Source organism: Leisingera aquaemixtae, assembly GCF_001458395.1.
Classification (GTDB): Bacteria; Pseudomonadota; Alphaproteobacteria; order Rhodobacterales; family Rhodobacteraceae; genus Leisingera; species Leisingera aquaemixtae.
The window spans coordinates 25024-40421 of record NZ_CYSR01000009.1; the positions used below are offsets into that span (position 1 = coordinate 25024).

Annotated in this window: 17 protein-coding genes and 1 pseudogene; 3 read left to right on the plus strand and 15 right to left on the minus strand. The window is 65.5% G+C overall.

Annotated elements, in window-relative coordinates; translation table 11 throughout:
• Positions 1–7: 7 nt before the first annotated feature.
• Positions 8–1429, minus strand: a complete 1422-nt coding sequence (locus tag PHA8399_RS03250) for an aldehyde dehydrogenase family protein (protein ID WP_058284762.1) — start codon at positions 1427–1429, stop codon at positions 8–10.
• A gap of 388 nt (positions 1430–1817) precedes the next feature.
• On the opposite strand from PHA8399_RS03250, the gene PHA8399_RS03255 reads away from it, so the two are divergent.
• Complete coding sequence (locus PHA8399_RS03255; RefSeq protein WP_058284763.1) at positions 1818–3245, plus strand: efflux transporter outer membrane subunit; 1428 nt, start codon at positions 1818–1820, stop codon at positions 3243–3245.
• Positions 3246–3328: 83 nt separating this feature from the next.
• Here PHA8399_RS03255 and nqrM read toward each other — a convergent pair whose 3' ends face one another.
• The 3 genes from nqrM to PHA8399_RS03270 form a co-directional block, all read right to left on the minus strand.
• Positions 3329–3568, minus strand: coding sequence for a (Na+)-NQR maturation NqrM (gene nqrM, locus PHA8399_RS03260; protein WP_008558301.1), 240 nt, complete (start codon positions 3566–3568; stop codon positions 3329–3331).
• 33 nt (positions 3569–3601) lie between these two features.
• The gene (locus PHA8399_RS03265) at positions 3602–4636 is read right to left on the minus strand and encodes an FAD:protein FMN transferase (RefSeq protein ID WP_058284764.1); all 1035 of its coding nucleotides are present in this window, start codon (positions 4634–4636) and stop codon (positions 3602–3604) included.
• A 67-nt stretch (positions 4637–4703) separates the two neighbouring features.
• Positions 4704–4892 (minus strand): hypothetical protein, encoded by a 189-nt coding sequence (locus PHA8399_RS03270; RefSeq protein WP_058284765.1) that lies wholly within the window; start codon positions 4890–4892, stop codon positions 4704–4706.
• 109 nt (positions 4893–5001) lie between these two features.
• On the opposite strand from PHA8399_RS03270, the gene PHA8399_RS03275 reads away from it, so the two are divergent.
• The gene (locus tag PHA8399_RS03275; protein ID WP_058284766.1) at positions 5002–5526 is read left to right on the plus strand and encodes a CBS domain-containing protein; all 525 of its coding nucleotides are present in this window, start codon (positions 5002–5004) and stop codon (positions 5524–5526) included.
• Between the two features lie 180 nt (positions 5527–5706).
• Here the strand turns inward: PHA8399_RS03275 and PHA8399_RS22185 are convergent.
• The 5 genes and pseudogenes from PHA8399_RS22185 to gstA all read right to left on the minus strand — a co-directional run.
• Positions 5707–5820, minus strand: a pseudogene (locus PHA8399_RS22185) (IS5/IS1182 family transposase); the annotation flags it as partial.
• A gap of 158 nt (positions 5821–5978) precedes the next feature.
• A complete protein-coding gene (locus PHA8399_RS03285) occupies positions 5979–6965 on the minus strand; it encodes an NAD(P)H-dependent flavin oxidoreductase (RefSeq protein ID WP_058284768.1) in 987 nt (328 codons plus the stop codon).
• Positions 6962–7183 carry a tautomerase family protein gene (locus PHA8399_RS03290; RefSeq protein ID WP_058284769.1) on the minus strand — a complete coding sequence of 74 codons (222 nt, stop codon included), beginning with the start codon at positions 7181–7183 and terminating at the stop codon, positions 6962–6964. The genes PHA8399_RS03285 and PHA8399_RS03290 overlap by 4 nt, the downstream gene beginning before the upstream one ends.
• 3 nt (positions 7184–7186) lie before the next feature.
• On the minus strand, positions 7187–7567 hold the full coding sequence (locus PHA8399_RS03295) for a nuclear transport factor 2 family protein (protein WP_058284770.1): 381 nt from the start codon (positions 7565–7567) through the stop codon (positions 7187–7189).
• Entirely contained in the window at positions 7564–8175 is a 612-nt protein-coding gene (gene gstA, locus PHA8399_RS03300; RefSeq protein WP_058284771.1) for a glutathione transferase GstA, read from the minus strand. The genes PHA8399_RS03295 and gstA overlap by 4 nt, the downstream gene beginning before the upstream one ends.
• Before the next feature lie 108 nt (positions 8176–8283).
• Here gstA and PHA8399_RS03305 point away from each other — a divergent pair, with 108 nt between their 5' ends.
• The gene (locus tag PHA8399_RS03305) at positions 8284–9168 is read left to right on the plus strand and encodes a LysR family transcriptional regulator (RefSeq protein ID WP_058284845.1); all 885 of its coding nucleotides are present in this window, start codon (positions 8284–8286) and stop codon (positions 9166–9168) included.
• A 110-nt stretch (positions 9169–9278) separates the two neighbouring features.
• Here PHA8399_RS03305 and nqrF read toward each other — a convergent pair whose 3' ends face one another.
• From nqrF to PHA8399_RS03335, 6 genes are read right to left on the minus strand one after another with little or no spacing between them, the layout of a single operon-like run.
• A complete protein-coding gene (nqrF, locus tag PHA8399_RS03310; RefSeq protein ID WP_058284772.1) occupies positions 9279–10499 on the minus strand; it encodes an NADH:ubiquinone reductase (Na(+)-transporting) subunit F in 1221 nt (406 codons plus the stop codon).
• A 15-nt stretch (positions 10500–10514) separates the two neighbouring features.
• Positions 10515–11123, minus strand: coding sequence for an NADH:ubiquinone reductase (Na(+)-transporting) subunit E (nqrE, locus tag PHA8399_RS03315; protein WP_058284773.1), 609 nt, complete (start codon positions 11121–11123; stop codon positions 10515–10517).
• Entirely contained in the window at positions 11123–11776 is a 654-nt protein-coding gene (locus PHA8399_RS03320) for an NADH:ubiquinone reductase (Na(+)-transporting) subunit D (protein ID WP_058284774.1), read from the minus strand. Before PHA8399_RS03320 ends, nqrE begins: the two co-directional genes overlap by 1 nt.
• Entirely contained in the window at positions 11776–12579 is an 804-nt protein-coding gene (locus PHA8399_RS03325) for a Na(+)-translocating NADH-quinone reductase subunit C (RefSeq protein WP_058284775.1), read from the minus strand. Before PHA8399_RS03325 ends, PHA8399_RS03320 begins: the two co-directional genes overlap by 1 nt.
• A complete protein-coding gene (locus tag PHA8399_RS03330) occupies positions 12572–13780 on the minus strand; it encodes an NADH:ubiquinone reductase (Na(+)-transporting) subunit B (RefSeq protein ID WP_058284776.1) in 1209 nt (402 codons plus the stop codon). Before PHA8399_RS03330 ends, PHA8399_RS03325 begins: the two co-directional genes overlap by 8 nt.
• Before the next feature lie 5 nt (positions 13781–13785).
• A complete protein-coding gene (locus PHA8399_RS03335; RefSeq protein WP_058284777.1) occupies positions 13786–15129 on the minus strand; it encodes a Na(+)-translocating NADH-quinone reductase subunit A in 1344 nt (447 codons plus the stop codon).
• Between the last annotated feature and the right edge of the window lie 269 nt (positions 15130–15398).

Sequence of the window (15398 nt, forward strand, 5' to 3'; positions counted from 1 at the left end):
CGCGGCCTCAGCCGAAATGCAGGGTTTTCACTTCCTGATAATCTTCCAGCCCCATCATCCCGCCTTCGCGGCCATTGCCGGACTGCTTGTAGCCGCCGAAGGGCGAGCCGTAATTGAAGCCGCCGCCGTTGATATGCACAGCCCCCGCGCGCAGCCGGGCGGCCACCCGTTCGGCGCGGTCCGGATCGCCGGTCTGCAGATAGGCGGCCAGGCCGTAAGGCGTATCATTGGCGATGCGGATCGCGTCCTCCTCGTCCTCGAAGGGGATGATCACCAGCACCGGGCCGAAGATCTCCTGCCGGGCGATGGCCATGTCATTGGTCACATCGGCAAAGATGGTGGGGCGCACGTACCAGCCCGCGTCCAGCCCGCCGGGCCGGCCCAGGCCGCCGGCCAGCACGGTGGCGCCCTCGTCGATGCCGGTCTGGATCATGCTCTGCACCCGGTCGAACTGGATCTGATCGAACATCGGGCCGATGTGATCGCCCTCCTCCTCCGGATCGCCGACGGCCTGGCCCTGTGCTGCGGCCCTGGCGATGTCCAGCACTTCATCGTAGCAGCTTTGCTCCACCAGCATCCGGGTCGGCGCGTCGCAGCTTTGCCCCGTGTTGTAAAAGCACTCCAGCACCGAGGCGGTGACCCGTTCCTCCAGGTCGGCATCGGCAAACACCAGGTTCGGGGATTTGCCGCCCAGTTCCAGCGTCACCCGCTTGACGGTATCGGCGGCGTCCTTGGAAACCGCGATGCCCGCCTTGGTCGAGCCGGTGAAGGACATCATGTCGATACCGGGATGCCGCGACAGGCCTGCGCCAACGGTCGGGCCGTCGCCGTGGATCAGGTTGAACACCCCCGCCGGAAAGCCCGCGTCATGGATCATCTGGGCGTAAACGGCGGCTGACATCGGCGTATGCTCCGACGGTTTCAGCACGCAGGTGCAGCCCGTGGCCAGCGCCGGCAGCACCTTCAATGCGATCTGGTTCACCGGCCAGTTCCACGGCGTGATCAGGCCGCAGACCCCGATCGGCTCGCGCACCAGGATGTCGCCGTTGGGCAGCGTCTCGCGCAGCTCCTGGGCTTTCAGCGCGTCCAGGATGGCTTCCAGATGCCCGGTCCCCGAATCGGCCTGGGCCTCGCGCGCCATCGTGATCGGCGCGCCCATTTCGGCCCGCATCGCCTGCGCCAGCACTTCGCGCCGCTCCTTGCTGAGTTCCAGCAGCTTCTCCAGCAGCGCGATCCGCTCCTCCCGCGAGGTCCGGGAGTAGCTGGCGAACGCCTCCCTGGCGGCCGCGACAGCCGCGTCCACATCCATGTCATCTCCGAGGATGATCGTGCCGATCCGCTCCTCCGTTGCCGGGTTCATCACCGGGAATTCCCGGGTCGAATGCGGCGTCACCCAGGCGCCGCCGATATAGAATTTTTGCAGGTCCATCAGGTTGTTCTCACTTTCACGTCGCAATTGCGGTTCAGCTGTCCCAAGGGGCTGCCGACGGCGGCGCCGCGGCTGGGGTTCAGCCCGCGCGCCGGCAAACAGTGGACCCGCCCTGTGTATGCGTCAAGCGCAGGCGCGGGCGGGCGGGCCGTCTCCTGTCTGGCGCGGCGCGCTGCTGACTGGGCTGGCAGGATGACCCGTCCCGGCCGGGCCGGAGGGGGCAAAAACGCCAGACTGGCCCGAATTTGCGCACTCTCCAGCCTGTGGGCCGCACGCATCAGTTCCGGACAAAGCCGCGGCGGGCGGCAGGAAGAGCTTCGCGGCGCCGTCCGCTGCTGCCTATGATTCCGGGAACGCCCGCATCAGACAGGGCGCCCAGAGGCAAGCCATGAGCAGATCCAATTGGACAGCCCGTTCCGTGCTGCTGGCCGGAACTCTCCTGTGCAGCTGCACCGCCGCGGGCCGGGATTACCAGCGTCCCGCCTTCGCGGTGCCGGCCAGCTATTACCAGACCCGCTCCTTTGCCACCGTGCAGGGCGCGGCTGAAACCTGGTGGCAGGGGCTGAACGATGCCGCCCTGGACCGGCTGGTGGCGGCAGGGCTGGCGCAGAACCTGGATATCAAATCCGCCCGCCAGCGCCTTAAGGCGGCTGAGGCGGTGCGCCGTGCCAGCGGCCGCCCGGAACAGGTGCGCGGCGATCTGGAGGGCAGCTCGGTCTTTTCGCGCCGGAACTCGCAGGACGGCTCAACCAGCCTGGACTCCGCCGAAATCGGCGCCACCTATGTGTTCGACCTGTTCGGCGGCTTCCAGCGCCACTCCGAACGGGCCGTTGCCGACCGCGACGCGCAGTTCTACCAGATGGCCACCACCCGGCTGGCGATCATCGACGCGATCACCCGCACCTATATCGAGGCGCGGTTTTTCCAGCGCGGCGCCGCCGTTACCCGCAAGACGATCGGGCTGCGCCGGCAGATCCTGGCCACGGTGGAGGAGCTGGAGGCCGCCCGCGCCGTCCTCGCCCTGGATCTGGAGCGCACCAAGCTGCAGGTCGCCAGCGCCAAGGCGGATCTGCCGGGCTTCATCTCCGGTTATGAGGCGTCCGTTTTTGCCCTGGCCACGCTGCTGGACCGCGACGCATCCGAGGTGTTTGCGATGATGCAGAACAGTTCCGGCCAGCCCCATCCCTCAACCCAGCCCGAACTGGGCGTGCCTGCCAGCCTGTTGCGCAACCGTCCCGATGTGCTGCTGGCCGAAGCCCATCTGCGCAGCGCCACCGCCGGTATCGGCGTCACCGAGGCCGAGCTTTACCCGTCGCTCGAAGTCACCGGCTCCATCGAGGCGTTCCGCGGCCTGCCCGATCTCTACCAGATCGGGCCGTCGCTGCGGCTGCCGCTGTTCAACCGCCCGGTTCTGCGCGCCTTCCACGAGCGCGCCATCGCCGAGGCCAAAGCCACCGAATACGATTACCGCGCAGCGGTGCGCGGCGCGGTGGAAGAGGTGCAGGCGCAGCAAAGCGCGCTGAAGGCCGCCCGGGAGCGCACCGCAGCGCAGGCGCGGGCGGTCAGTCTGGGCGGCAAGGTTGCCGATCTTGCGCGCGAAACCTTCCGGGCCAATGAAATCACCCTGTTCGACCTTCTGAACACCGAGGAAGCCCTGCGCGACAACGAGCTGAGCCTGATCGCCGCCCGCCGCGACCTGGCGCTGTCCTGGGCCCGGCTGCAGATCGCCCTGGGCAAGGGCTGGGCACCCGATCGCCCCCCGGCCAGCGCGGTCGCGGCCTTGGAGGCGGCAGAGTCAGACCCTGAGACTGAGTAAGGTGAAACCGTGTTCCGCACGCCGCGGACCGGCCCGCCCCTTGGCGGCGCGGACGCTGCCCGCGCCGTGCCGCAGCCCTGGCCTTAGGCCTGTTCTTCCTGCATCTGCTCCACCATCCGGCGGGCGCGCTTGCACTGCAGCTTGTCGCGCAGCGGGCTGTCGGGGTCGATGTCCTTGGAGCAGACGACGCATTTGTCGGCACCGGAAATCGCGTTCAGCCCGCCGCAGCTGCCCTTGATCTTCTTGCCCATCAGCATCACCCCCAGCGACATGCCCAGGGTCACGATCAGAAGCAGGATAAAGGCCAAAAGAAAGGTGCTCATTGGGGTCCCTCGCGATGTCGCTCAGTACGCGGCTCAGTTTCCGGTCAGCGCCTCGAAAGCGCTGCTTGCAGAGGTCATATAGGCATCTTCGCCGGCTTGCACGTCCCGATCGATGAAAAACACGGCAAGTTTATGCTGCTCCGCCAGCTTCAGCCCGTCCGCGCTGCCCAGAACCAGCATCGCGGTCGCCCAGGCATCCGCCAGCATCGCGTTGTCCGCAATCACCGTGACCGAGGCGGTGCGGTGCGTCACCGGCCGCCCGGCAACCGGGTCCAGGATGTGGGAATAGCGCTGGCCCTCATGCTCGAAATAATTGCGGTAATCGCCGGAGGTCGCCAGGCCCAGGTTGCTGACCGGCACGATCAGCTGCACCGTCTGCGCCGCCGCATCCGGTTTCTCGATGCCGATGCGCCAGGCCTCGCCCTTGGCGTTTTGCCCCTTGGTCACCAGATCGCCGCCGATCTCCACCATGTAGTTCTCAACGCCAAAGCCCTGCAGCGTCTGCGCCACCGCGTCGACCCCGTATCCCTTGGCAATCGCCGACAGGTTGATGCCGGTCTGCGGCGCGGATTTCTTCAGGGTGCCGGCCCCTGCATCCAGCGTCAGCAGCCGGCCCTGCCCGACGCCCTCCAGCGCTTTGGCGATGGCCGCATCGGACGGCACCGGGTCCTCCGGCTTGCGCGGGCCGAAGCCCCACAGCTCGATCAGCGGGCCAAGCGTCACGTCGAACTTGCCGCCGGTCTTTTCATGCACGTCATTGGCTGCCGCCAGCACATGGGCAAATTCCGGCGACACCCGCACCGGCGCAGTGCTGCGCGCGGCGGAAAAGGTGGACACTTCCGAGGCCGGATCCCAGTTCGACATCTTGGCGTTGACCGCCGCCAGGGTGGCGTCCACCTCCGCGGCCAGCCGCTCCTGGTCCAGATCCGCACCGATGGCGGTCACGCTGTAGGTGGTGCCCATGGTCTGGCCCGACAGGCGGACCTCCTCCGGCTCGCTGCCAAACCAGCAGCCGGACGCCAGCAGCACCGCGGGCAGGATCAGGGCAAGCAGGAACCTTCTGGGCATCGGTCAACCTCCGGGGATAAAACTGGCGCTGCTATGCCCCTGCCCCGCGCCAGAGTCAAATGCCGCCTCAGAACTTCAGCGGCACAAAGGCCAGGGCCAGAAGGCCAACCGCGGCGGGCACCCCGAACAGCCAGGCCCTCAGCCGCGCATCGGGCGGCTGGGTCTTCCAGTTCTGCCGGTACAGATGGCCGCAGACCACCACCACGAACACGGTCAGCGCGCCGGTGACGGGGGTCAGATAGAGGGATTCGAACATGTTGTTTTCCGGCCTTTGTTAGCGCTCGCGTCATTTCGCCCCTTCCCGGATGGCAATCCGCCGTTAAGATGGGGGCATGACCTGATGCAGGATAGGAGGAGACCCGCGCATGGCACCGTTCTCATACCAGCCTCCGACCCGGGGCGACAAGGCCGGGCAGCAAAGCCACAGCCAGTCGCCCGAGTCGAATTTGTCGCACGGCCAGTCCACCGTTGCGAAGCTTCTGGAGGCCAAGGGCGACGCGATTTTCGCAATCCGCCCGAACGACACCGTCGGCCATGCGGTGGAGGCGCTGCGCGACAAGCGCATCGGCGCACTGGTGGTGACCGACCAGAACGGCGCGCTGCAGGGCATCCTGTCGGAGCGCGACATCGTGCGGCGGCTGGCAGAGACGCCGGGCCACACCCTGCCGCAGCTGGTCGAGGACATCATGACCCGCGAGGTCAAGACCTGCAAACCGGACGACCTGCTGATCGACGTCGCCAAGGTGATGAACGAGGGCCGCTTCCGCCACCTGCCGGTGGTCAAGGACGACCGTCTTTGCGGGATGATCACGGTGGGCGACGTGGTGAACTTCCGCCTGCAGGAGCTGGAGTATGAGGCCCTGCGCATGAAACAGATGATCGTCGGCTAGGGCGCTTGGCCTTTCCGGCACAGGCTCCGGCCCGGACACCCTGCGGTGCTCCGGGCTGGTTCCGCTGGCGGACAGCGGCAAAGCCGATGCCCGCAGAGGAAAGCCAAGGCGGCTTTTGTGCGGGACGGCTCCGTTGCACAAATCGGCTGAAAGCCGAGCTTCCCCTGTCCGCGGACAGACTTATCCCAGGATCTCTGTGACGGGTATGCCGAGCGCGGTGTAGCCATTCATGACGGCGATGCGGACATGGCGCTCCGCGACTTGGCGATCGAAGTCCCGTGCCATGAGGCGCTGATGCGCCGGGGCACACGAGCAAATTCGTTCTGGATCATGCCTGCTGAGACCCGGCAGAAATGAAACCTGCGGGAGCGTCTCCGCCCCCGCCCGTTCCGGTGCATGAGTATCCGCCGCCCCGGCCGCCCCGCTCCCTGCCGGACATGGGGCGCAAGCGGTCAGGTCAAGGCGCTTGCCCGCCCGGCGGCGGACGCGGCCCTGGCAAGGCACTGCCGCGCGTCCGTCATGAGGTTCGCCAGAATATCCCCCGCAGGCGGCGCCGAGCGGATCATGCCGATGCCTTCGCCCGTAATGGCGGTTGCGATGTCCGGATCCCCCGCCTCCTGAGCCGCCGCCCATTTGGCCGCTTCAGCGCCCGCTTGCAGCTGCAAGGCGTCCTCTGCCCCGTGCCACTTCTGGATAAAGGGATTGCGCAGAACGCGGACGTTGTAACGGCCGGGCCAGTCCAGACCGCGGACCACGTCCACCACCCGGGTGCGGATGGTGTCATCCCCCGTTGCCGCCAGCGCGCGGTTCAGAATGCGCGGATGCACCAGCGCCTCGCGCGAGGCCCAGAACCGGGTGCCGATCACCGCCCCGTCCGCGCCGAGCATCAGGGCCGCTGCAAGGCCGCGCCCGTCCGTGATGCCGCCTGCGGCGCACAGCAGCGCCTGGCTGTTCTGGCGCGCGATCTCGTCCGCGATCTCGGGCACCAGGGCAAAGGTGCCGCGGGCCTCTCCATGGCCGCCGGCATCCGCCCCTTGGGCGACGATGATGTCCGCTCCGCAGTCCAGCGCCTGCTGCGCATCGCGCAGGGTCTGGACCTGGCAGATCAGCGGCACGCCGGCCTGCCGGATCGCGGGCGCAAACGGCGCCGGGTCGCCGAAGGACAGGAAAACCGCCGCCGGGTCCTGCGCCAGCACCCGCTCCAGCAGGTGCGGCTGTTCCGCCAGCTTCCAGGTGATCAGCCCGCAGCCCGCGCGGGCGCCCGCGGCGATGGCGAACTGCTGTTCGATCCACCCGGCATCTCCGTAACCGCCCCCGATCATGCCCAGCCCGCCGGCATTGGAGACAGCGCTGGCCAGCGCGCCGCCCGCCGCAAAGGCCATCGGCGCCTGGATCACCGGACAGGTGATCCCCAGCGCCTCTGTCAGCCGCGTCTTCATTGCGCCTGCTTCCGGTACTCCTGCACCGGCAGGCCGCCAACGCCCCAATCTTCCAGCGGGACCTCATCGATCACCACAAATGTGGTCGCCGGGTTCTTGCCCAAAACATCCTGCAGCAGACCGGTCACCCCGGCGATCAGCTGCGCCTTCTGGTCTGCGCTGGGGCCGGTGCCATCGGGGCCGCCTTCGCGGGTCACTTTGATATTCACATAGGGCATCGTTCAGTCCTTTCGCGGAACATATGAGAACACTTTTGCAACGATGCGCCATTCGGCGTCGTGGCGGACAAGGGTCAGCAGGTCGTGGAAATCCCTGCCCATCATGGTCATCCGGGCGCTGACGCGGGCCAGCCGGCCGCTGGCAAAGGCGATCTCCAGGATCTCCTCCTCGCGCGCCTCACCACGTTTGGCCGGCGGCTCGCGGCAATCGACGCGGGCCATGTAGGTTTCAAGATCCAGATACAGCTCATCGCCTTCGGTGGCGCAGACATAGGCCAGCTGCGGGTGAAAAACCTTGCGCAGCAGGGCGCTGTCGGCTTGATGGAGGCCCTCGAAATAGGCCTCCATCAGTGCCCCGACCTCATTGTGGGCGGCAGGCGTCATTGGATCAGCCCCTCAGCGCGCATCGCCGCCTGGGCCGACGGGCGGGATGCGCTGCGGCTGACGAAGGCCGCCAGATTGGGCCAGCGGGCCAGGCCGATGCCGGTGAAGTTCGCCCAGTTCGAGACCACGAACAGATAGGCATCGGCCACCGAGAACCGGTTTTCGACCAGCCACTCGCGGCCATCCTCCAGCTGCGCCTCGATCAGGTCGAATTTGCCCGCAACCGCGCTGCGCGCGTCGTTTTTGCCGGCTTCGGACGTGCCCTCGCGGAACAGCGGGCCAAAGGCCTTGTGCAGTTCGGTCCCGATCCAGTTGAGCTGTTCCTGCATCCGGGCCCGGGCCAGGGTGCCCGCCGCCGGCGCCAGACCTGCCTCCGGATGGCTGTCCGCGATGTACTGGAGAACCGCCGCCCCTTCAGTCAGGATGCTGCCGTCGTCCAGGCCCAGGGCCGGAACATAGCCTTTGGGATTGATCGCACGGTAATCCGCGCCGCTTTCGGTCCGCCCGGCCGCTGTGTCGACCGCTTCGATGTCAAACGGGCGGCCGGTTTCATAGAGGGCGATGTGGCTGGCCAGCGGGCAGGCACCGGGTTTGTAGTAGAGTTTCATGACAGTCTCCTGTGGTGGCGATGCCCTCTGACTACCTCCCGATATGATTGATTGATAATATCGAGTTTTCAAGATAACGATTACAGAAATATATCATGTTGAATGCTGATGAAACACGGCCAGCTCCTTGCCCTTGAAGCGATCGTCTCGACCGGTACCTTCCGCGGCGCGGCGGAGCGCCTGAACAAGTCGCAGTCCGCCATCAGCCACACAATCCGCCAGCTGGAGGAGGAGCTGGAGCTGGAGCTGTTCAGCCGCGAGGCCTACCGCCCCGCGCTCACCCCGGCAGGCGAGATATTTTACCGCGAGGCGTCGCGGGTGCTGCGGCAGATGCAGGGGCTTCGATCCACCGCCGCCCGGCTGCGCGCCCGCGAAGAGCCGGAGCTGACACTTGCCGTCAGTGCCACCATGGACCTGGACCCTTTGCTGCCGGCGCTTGCGGACACCGGACGGCGCCACCCGGCGACCCACCTTCGGCTGCGCATGGAAATGATGGGCGGCCCGATTGCCCGGCTGATGGAGGGCAAGGCGGATATCGCGGTCGCCTCCCTCGACGGGGTGCCGCTGGACGATGTGGAGGCAGAGCCGGTTGCCGAGGTCACGATCCGGCCGGTGGCCAGTCCCGCCTTGAACCTGCCCGCCGGACCCCGCGCCTTGTCGGCATCCGAAATGCAAAGCCATGTGCAGGTGGTCGCCGCCGGCACTGGCGGCGCGGCGCATGAACAGAGCCGCGATCTGTTGCCCGGCGGCCTGAAATGGACGGTTTCCGATCTCGCGGCCAAGAAAAAGGTGATCCTCGCCGGTCTCGGCTGGGGCGGTCTGCCGGATCACATGACAGAGGAGGAACGGCGGACCGGGGCTTTGCTTCCCCTGAACCTGGAAGGGTTTCCGCTGCGCCGGACGATGATTTTCAAGATGCGGCGCAGGGATCAGGCAATAGGTGTCGTTGCCGATGAGCTCTGGAACAGGATCGGGACTGCCATGCCGGCCTAGAGCAGGACCTGCCCCAGGGCAGCCGGTCCGCCCCTGCTCCGCCCGCTCCAAACGGCAAAGCCCCGGATGTCTCCATCCGGGGCTTTTGATCTTCCGCTTCGGGGTCCGGCTCAGCCGCCGAAATCGTCGAGCATGATGTCCTCGCGGTCCACGCCCAGGTCCAGCAGCATGTTGATCACCGACTGGTTCATGATCGGCGGGCCGCACATGTAGAATTCGCAGTCTTCCGGCGCCGGGTGGTTCTTGAGGTATTCCTCATACAGAACGTTGTGGATAAAGCCGGTGTAGCCGTCCCAGTCATCGTCCGGCTGCGGGTCCGACAGGGCCACGTGCCATTCAAAGTTCGGGTTTTCCGCCGCCAACTGGTCGAAGTCCTCGACAAAGAACATCTCTTTCTTCGACCGCGCGCCGTACCAGAAGCTGATCTTGCGGTTGGTCTTCAGGCGTTTCATCTGGTCGAAGATGTGGCTGCGCATCGGCGCCATGCCGGCGCCGCCGCCGATGAACACCATCTCCTTTTCGGTGTCGCGGGCGAAAAACTCTCCGAACGGGCCGGAAATGGTGACCTCATCCCCCGGTTTCAGGTTGAAGATGTAGGACGACATCTTACCCGCCGGAATGTCGCTGCTGCCCGGCGGCGGCGAGGCGACGCGGACGTTCAGCATGATCATGCCCTTCTCGTCCGGGTAGTTCGCCATCGAATAGGCGCGCTCGACCGGCTCATCCACCACGGATTTGTACTGCCACAGATTGAAGCGGTCCCAATCCTCGCGGTACTCGTCCTGGATGTCGAAGTCGGTATAGGCCAGCTGGTGCTCCGGCGCTTCGATCTGGATGTAGCCGCCGGCGCGGAAATTCACGTCCTCGCCTTCGGGCAGCTCCAGCACCAGCGCCTTGATGAAGGTTGCCACATTCTCGTTGGAGCGCACCTTGCAGCGCCATTTCTTGACGCCGAAGACCTCTTCGGGGACTTCGATATCCATGTCCTGCTTGACCGCTACCTGGCAGGACAGGCGGTCGCCGCAGGCGGCTTCGCGCTTGGTGATGTGGCTTTCCTCGGTCGGCAGGATCGAGCCGCCGCCGGAATGCACCCGCACCCGGCACTGCGCACAGGTGCCACCGCCGCCGCAGGCGGAGGGGACGAACAGTTTCTCGGCCGCCAGCGTTTGCAGCAGCTTGCCGCCCGCGGGCACCGAGATGGTTTTTTCACCGTTGATGGTGATGTTGACGTTGCCGGTGGAGACCAGGCGGGAGCGGGCGGCCAGAATGACGGCCACCAGCGCCAGCACGATCACCGTGAACAGGACAACGCCGAGCGTGAAAGTTTCCATGTTTCCGCGCTCTCCTTACAGTTTGACGCCGCTGAAGGACATGAAGGCCATCGCCATCAGACCTGCGGTGATAAAGGTGATGCCCAGGCCCTGCAGGCCGTCCGGCACGTCGGAATACTTCAGCTTCTCGCGCACGCCCGCCATCGCGGTGATCGCCAGCGCCCAGCCGAAGCCGGAGGAGAGGCCGTAAGTGGTTGCCTCAGCAAAGTTGTAGTCGCGTTCCACCATGAACAGCGAGCCGCCCAGGATCGCGCAGTTCACCGTGATCAGCGGCAGGAAGATCCCCAGCGCGTTGTAGAGCGGCGGGAAATACTTATCGAGAATCATCTCCAGGATCTGCACCATCGCCGCGATCACCCCGATATAGGAGATCAGGCCGAGGAAGGTCAGGTCCACATCCGGGAACCCCGCCCAGGCCAGCGCACCGGGTTTCAGCAGGTAGGTCAGCAGCAGGTTGTTGGCAGGCACGGTGATGGCCTGCACCACCATCACCGAAATCCCCAGACCCAGCGCGGTGGAGATCTTCTTGGACACCGCGATGAAGGTGCACATGCCCAGGAAGAAAGACAGCGCGAGGTTTTCGACAAAGATGGCCTTGACGGCGAGTGAAATCAGCCCTTCCATCAGTGCGCCTCCACGGTTTGGATTTTGTATTCACGCTCTTCCACCTGGTTCGGCTTCCAGGTGCGGAAGGCCCAGATGATCAGGCCGATGATAAAGAACGCCGAGGGCGGCAGCAGCAGCATGCCGTTGGGCACATACCAGCCGCCGTTGTTCACGGTTTCCAGCAGGGTGATGCCGAACAGCGAGCCGGAGCCGAACAGCTCACGGATGAAACCGACCAGCATCAGGATCAGCCCGTATCCCAGGCCGTTGCCCACGCCGTCGATGAAGGACGCGACCGGCGGGTTCTTCATCGCAAACGCCTCGGCGCGGCCCATCACGATGCAGTTGGTGATGATCAGGCCGACGAAGACCGACAGGGTTTTCGAAATCTCAAAGGCATAGGCCTTCAGCACCTGGTCCACCAGGATCACCAGCGAGGCGATGATCACCATCTGCACGATGATCCGGATCGAGCCCGGGATCTGGTTCCTGAGGATCGAGATGAACATCGACGAGAACGCGGTCACGAAGGTCACCGCCAAGGTCATCACAAAGGCCACCTGCAAAGAGGAGGTCACCGCCAGCGCCGAGCAGATGCCCAGCACCTGCAGGGTGATCGGGTTGTTGTCGACCAGCGGGTCGATCAGCATGTCTTTCTTGCTCTGGGACATCAGAACTCTCCCGCTTGCAGTGACTTGAGGAACGGCCCGTAGCCTTCTTCGCCCATCCAGAACCGCACCAGGTTGTCGACCCCGGCAGAGGTCAGCGTCGCACCGGCGAGGGCGTCGATGTAATGCTCGCGGCCGGCGGCCGGCACGGTTTTGGACACGGTGATCTCCAGATCGCCGTCTTCATCGCGCAGCTTCTTGCCATGCCACAGCGCTTTCCAGCGCGGGTTGTCCACCTCGGCGCCAAGGCCCGGGGTTTCGCCGTGCTGATAGAACTGCAGGCCAAAGATGTCGTTGCCGTTCTCCTCCACCGCGATGAAGCCATAGAGGGTGGACCACAGGCCATAGCCGTGGATCGGCAGGATCACCTTGTCCAGATCGCCGTTTTCTTCGCGCAGCAGGTACACGGTCTTGTAGCGCGACTGGCGGCCGATGCCGGCCGGGTCGTTCTCCAGCTCGCGGCTCAGCTCCGGATCCTGCGCGGCAGCCAGCCCGTCAAAGGTGGCCGCGTCGAACTGGTCGGTGAAGCTGCTGGTTTCCAGATCCAGCACCTGCGGCTCGAACGCGGCAAAGGCTTCGGCCACATTCTGGCCCGGCTCATAAAGGCCGGCCACCTGCAGAACGTTCAGCTGCTTGTCGCGCTTCTTGTTGGTTTCCTGCACCGGGCGCAGGGACACGGCGGCGGTGGACACGATCATCGAGGCCACCAGGCAGACGGCGACGGCGATGAACACGGTCTTGCCAACCGAATCCGGCGATGCGGCGAGGAAGCGGCCAATCAGGCCCTTGCTTTGGGTATCAGCCATGGCGGCGCGCCCTCCGTTTGATGTTTGCCTGCACCACGAAGTAGTCGATCAGCGGCGCAAAGACGTTGCCGAACAGGATCGCCAGCATCATGCCTTCCGGGAAGGCCGGGTTCAGCACCCGGATCAGCACCACCATCACCCCGATAAGGGCACCGTAGATGTAGCGGCCAGCGTTGGTGTGCGACGCCGAAACCGGCTCTGTCACCATGAACACCAGGCCAAAGGCATAGCCGCCCAGCACCAGGTGCCAGTACCATGGCATCGCAAACATCGGGTTGGTGTCGGACCCGATCAGGTTCAGCAGCACCGAGAAGGCGATCATGCCGCCCAAACAGCCCGCGATCAGGCGCCAGTTGGCGATCTTGGTGGCCAGCAGGAAGGCCAGGCCGATGGCACAGGCCAGCGTCGAGGTCTCGCCGAAGCTGCCCTGAATGGTGCCGAAGAACGCATCCGACCATTCGATGCCCTTGGCGGCCAGCGCCTGCACGCCGTCGGCGGCCGTGACACCCAGCGCGGTGGCGCCGGAGAAGCCGTCAACCGGGGTCCAGACACTGTCGCCCGACATATTGGCGGGATAGGCGAAATACAGGAACGCACGGCCCGTCAGCGCCGGGTTCAGGAAGTTCTTGCCGGTGCCGCCAAAGACCTCCTTGCCGATCACCACGCCGAAGATGATGCCAAGCGCCACCTGCCACAGCGGCGTCGAGGCCGGCAGGATCAGCGTGTACAGCATCGAGGTCACCAGGAAGCCCTCGTTCACCTCATGGCCGCGCACGGTGGCAAAGATCACCTCGAAGATGCCGCCCGCAACCAGCGTCACGATATATAGCGGCAGGAAATACAGGAACCCATGCGCGATATTGGCCAGCGGGTTCGACGCATCCAGCGAAATCCCCAGCGCCTGCAGCACCGCAACGCGCCAGCCGGTGGCCGCATCCGCGCCCAGCATCGCAATCGCGGAGTTGGTCTGGAAGCCGGTGTTGTACATGCCCCACAGGATGCAGGGGATGGTGGCGATCACCACATAGGTCATGATCCGCTTCATATCGATATAGGAGCGGGCATGCGGCGCCACGGCGGTGACGGTTTTCGGGGTATAAAGGAAGGACTCCACCATCTCGTAGACGGGGAAGAGCTTTTCGTACTTGCCCCCCTTCTCGAAATGCGGCTCGATCCTGTCAAAGAAGCTGCGCAATCCCATCCGGCTCAGCCCTCCTTTTCAATCTTGGTCAGGCAGTCGCGCAGCGCCAGCCCGTATTCGTACTTGGCCGGGCAGGCAAAGCCGACGAGGCCCAGGTCCTCTTCGTCGAGCTCCAGCGCACCCAGCTCCTGAGCGGAGTCGGTGTCCATCACCAGCAGCGCGCGCAGCAGCTGCGTCGGAAGGTAGTCCTGCGGCATCAGCCGCTCGAAGGTGCCGGTGGGCACCATCGCCCGGCGGCCGCCATTCAGGTTGCTGGTCAGGTTGAACAGCTTGCGGCTGAGGGCAGAGCCCAGCACCGGCTGCACGGCGTATTTGCCGGGCATCGGGCGGATCCAGCCCATCGGGATCTGCGCGCGGTCTTCCTCGATGATGGCGACCTGGCGGGCAAAGCGGCCCAGATAGGCCAGCGGGCCTGCCGCGTGGCGGCCCGACAGGATCGAGCCGGAAATCACCCGCACCGGGCCGTCCGATGCGATCTCGCCGCGGGTCAGCTCCTCGGTGGAGGCGCCCGCCACGGTGCGGACCAGACGCGGCGCGCGCGCAGCGGGACCGGCCAGCGCAACCACGACAGAGGGGTCCAGATGACCGGTCATCAGCAGGCGGCCGATGGCGATCACGTCCTGATAGGACACGGTCCAGACCTGATCGTCCGCGCGCACCGGATGCAGGAAGTGGATGTGGGTGCCGGCCAGACCGGACGGGTGCGGCCCGTCGAAGGCCGCGGCTTCCACACCGGCGAGACCGGCGCCGGGAATGCTGTCGCCTGCCTTCTGGCACAGGAAGGTCGTGCCCTCGGTCAGCAGGGTCACGGCTTTCAGGCCCGCCTCGAACGCCTCGGCAGCGTCATTGATGATCACGGCGGCATCGGCGGCCAGCGGCTCGCTGTCCATCGCGGTCACGAAGATCGCCTCGGGCTTGGACCCCGGCACCGGCATCTTGGAGTAGGGACGGGTGCGGAACGCGGACCACAGGCCGGCCGCGCACAGCTTGGCGGTCAGCCCCTCGGCGGTGTCCGCATCGCCAACGGCGGAGAAATCGATGCCCTTGTCCGCGGCATCGGAAATCTCGATCACCACGCTTTGCAGCACCCGCCGCGCACCGCGGTTGACCGCAACGACCTTGCCGGACATCGGCGCCACCATCACGGCTTCCTCCGCGTCCTTGTGGCAGAACAGCGGCGTGCCGCGCTGGACGGCATCGCCTTCCTGCACCAGCATGCGGGGTTTCAGACCCAGATAGTCGGGGCCCAGCACGGCCACCGAGGTGATGGCGGGGCCTTGATGGATTGTCTGTTCCGGCGCGCCTGTCACCGGCAGATCCAGCCCCTTTCTCAAGTTAAATGTCTTCATATTTGCGCTACGTCCCTCCAAGGCCGAATCCCGAGGCGGTTCTTACCCCGTTCCGGCAGCGGCGGCAAAGAAAAGGCACAAAATGCCGTTTTCCGCACACCTGCACAGCCTGTCCTGATTTCCGCGCACTCGAATCAAATTCGGCACCGAATGGCAAGTCTGTCCCCCGGCCTGTTCCCCAATTTCCTGTGCATACCGCGCTTTTATCAGCCTGTTGGCGCTCACGGGCTTCGGGAAACCGTCAAAGCGGACAGGCGGAAACGGCAACA

Excerpts from the sequence above, each read along its gene's own strand:
- nqrM (WP_008558301.1), bottom strand. The coding sequence starts at position 3,568 with ATGAGCACCTTTCTTTTGGCCTTTATCCTGCTTCTGATCGTGACCCTG.
- PHA8399_RS03265 (WP_058284764.1), bottom strand. The coding sequence starts at position 4,636 with ATGCCCAGAAGGTTCCTGCTTGCCCTGATCCTGCCCGCGGTGCTGCTG.
- PHA8399_RS03270 (WP_058284765.1), bottom strand. The coding sequence starts at position 4,892 with ATGTTCGAATCCCTCTATCTGACCCCCGTCACCGGCGCGCTGACCGTG.
- PHA8399_RS03335 (WP_058284777.1), bottom strand. The coding sequence starts at position 15,129 with ATGAAGACATTTAACTTGAGAAAGGGGCTGGATCTGCCGGTGACAGGC.
- nqrE (WP_058284773.1), bottom strand. The coding sequence starts at position 11,123 with ATGGAAGGGCTGATTTCACTCGCCGTCAAGGCCATCTTTGTCGAAAAC.
- PHA8399_RS03285 (WP_058284768.1), bottom strand. The coding sequence starts at position 6,965 with ATGAAGACGCGGCTGACAGAGGCGCTGGGGATCACCTGTCCGGTGATC.
- PHA8399_RS03330 (WP_058284776.1), bottom strand. The coding sequence starts at position 13,780 with ATGGGATTGCGCAGCTTCTTTGACAGGATCGAGCCGCATTTCGAGAAG.
- PHA8399_RS03295 (WP_058284770.1), bottom strand. The coding sequence starts at position 7,567 with ATGACGCCTGCCGCCCACAATGAGGTCGGGGCACTGATGGAGGCCTAT.
- PHA8399_RS03250 (WP_058284762.1), bottom strand. The coding sequence starts at position 1,429 with ATGGACCTGCAAAAATTCTATATCGGCGGCGCCTGGGTGACGCCGCAT.
- PHA8399_RS03290 (WP_058284769.1), bottom strand. The coding sequence starts at position 7,183 with ATGCCCTATGTGAATATCAAAGTGACCCGCGAAGGCGGCCCCGATGGC.
- nqrF (WP_058284772.1), bottom strand. The coding sequence starts at position 10,499 with ATGGAAACTTTCACGCTCGGCGTTGTCCTGTTCACGGTGATCGTGCTG.
- gstA (WP_058284771.1), bottom strand. The coding sequence starts at position 8,175 with ATGAAACTCTACTACAAACCCGGTGCCTGCCCGCTGGCCAGCCACATC.
- PHA8399_RS03320 (WP_058284774.1), bottom strand. The coding sequence starts at position 11,776 with ATGTCCCAGAGCAAGAAAGACATGCTGATCGACCCGCTGGTCGACAAC.
- PHA8399_RS03255 (WP_058284763.1), top strand. The coding sequence starts at position 1,818 with ATGAGCAGATCCAATTGGACAGCCCGTTCCGTGCTGCTGGCCGGAACT.
- PHA8399_RS03275 (WP_058284766.1), top strand. The coding sequence starts at position 5,002 with ATGGCACCGTTCTCATACCAGCCTCCGACCCGGGGCGACAAGGCCGGG.
- PHA8399_RS03305 (WP_058284845.1), top strand. The coding sequence starts at position 8,284 with ATGAAACACGGCCAGCTCCTTGCCCTTGAAGCGATCGTCTCGACCGGT.
- PHA8399_RS03325 (WP_058284775.1), bottom strand. The coding sequence starts at position 12,579 with ATGGCTGATACCCAAAGCAAGGGCCTGATTGGCCGCTTCCTCGCCGCA.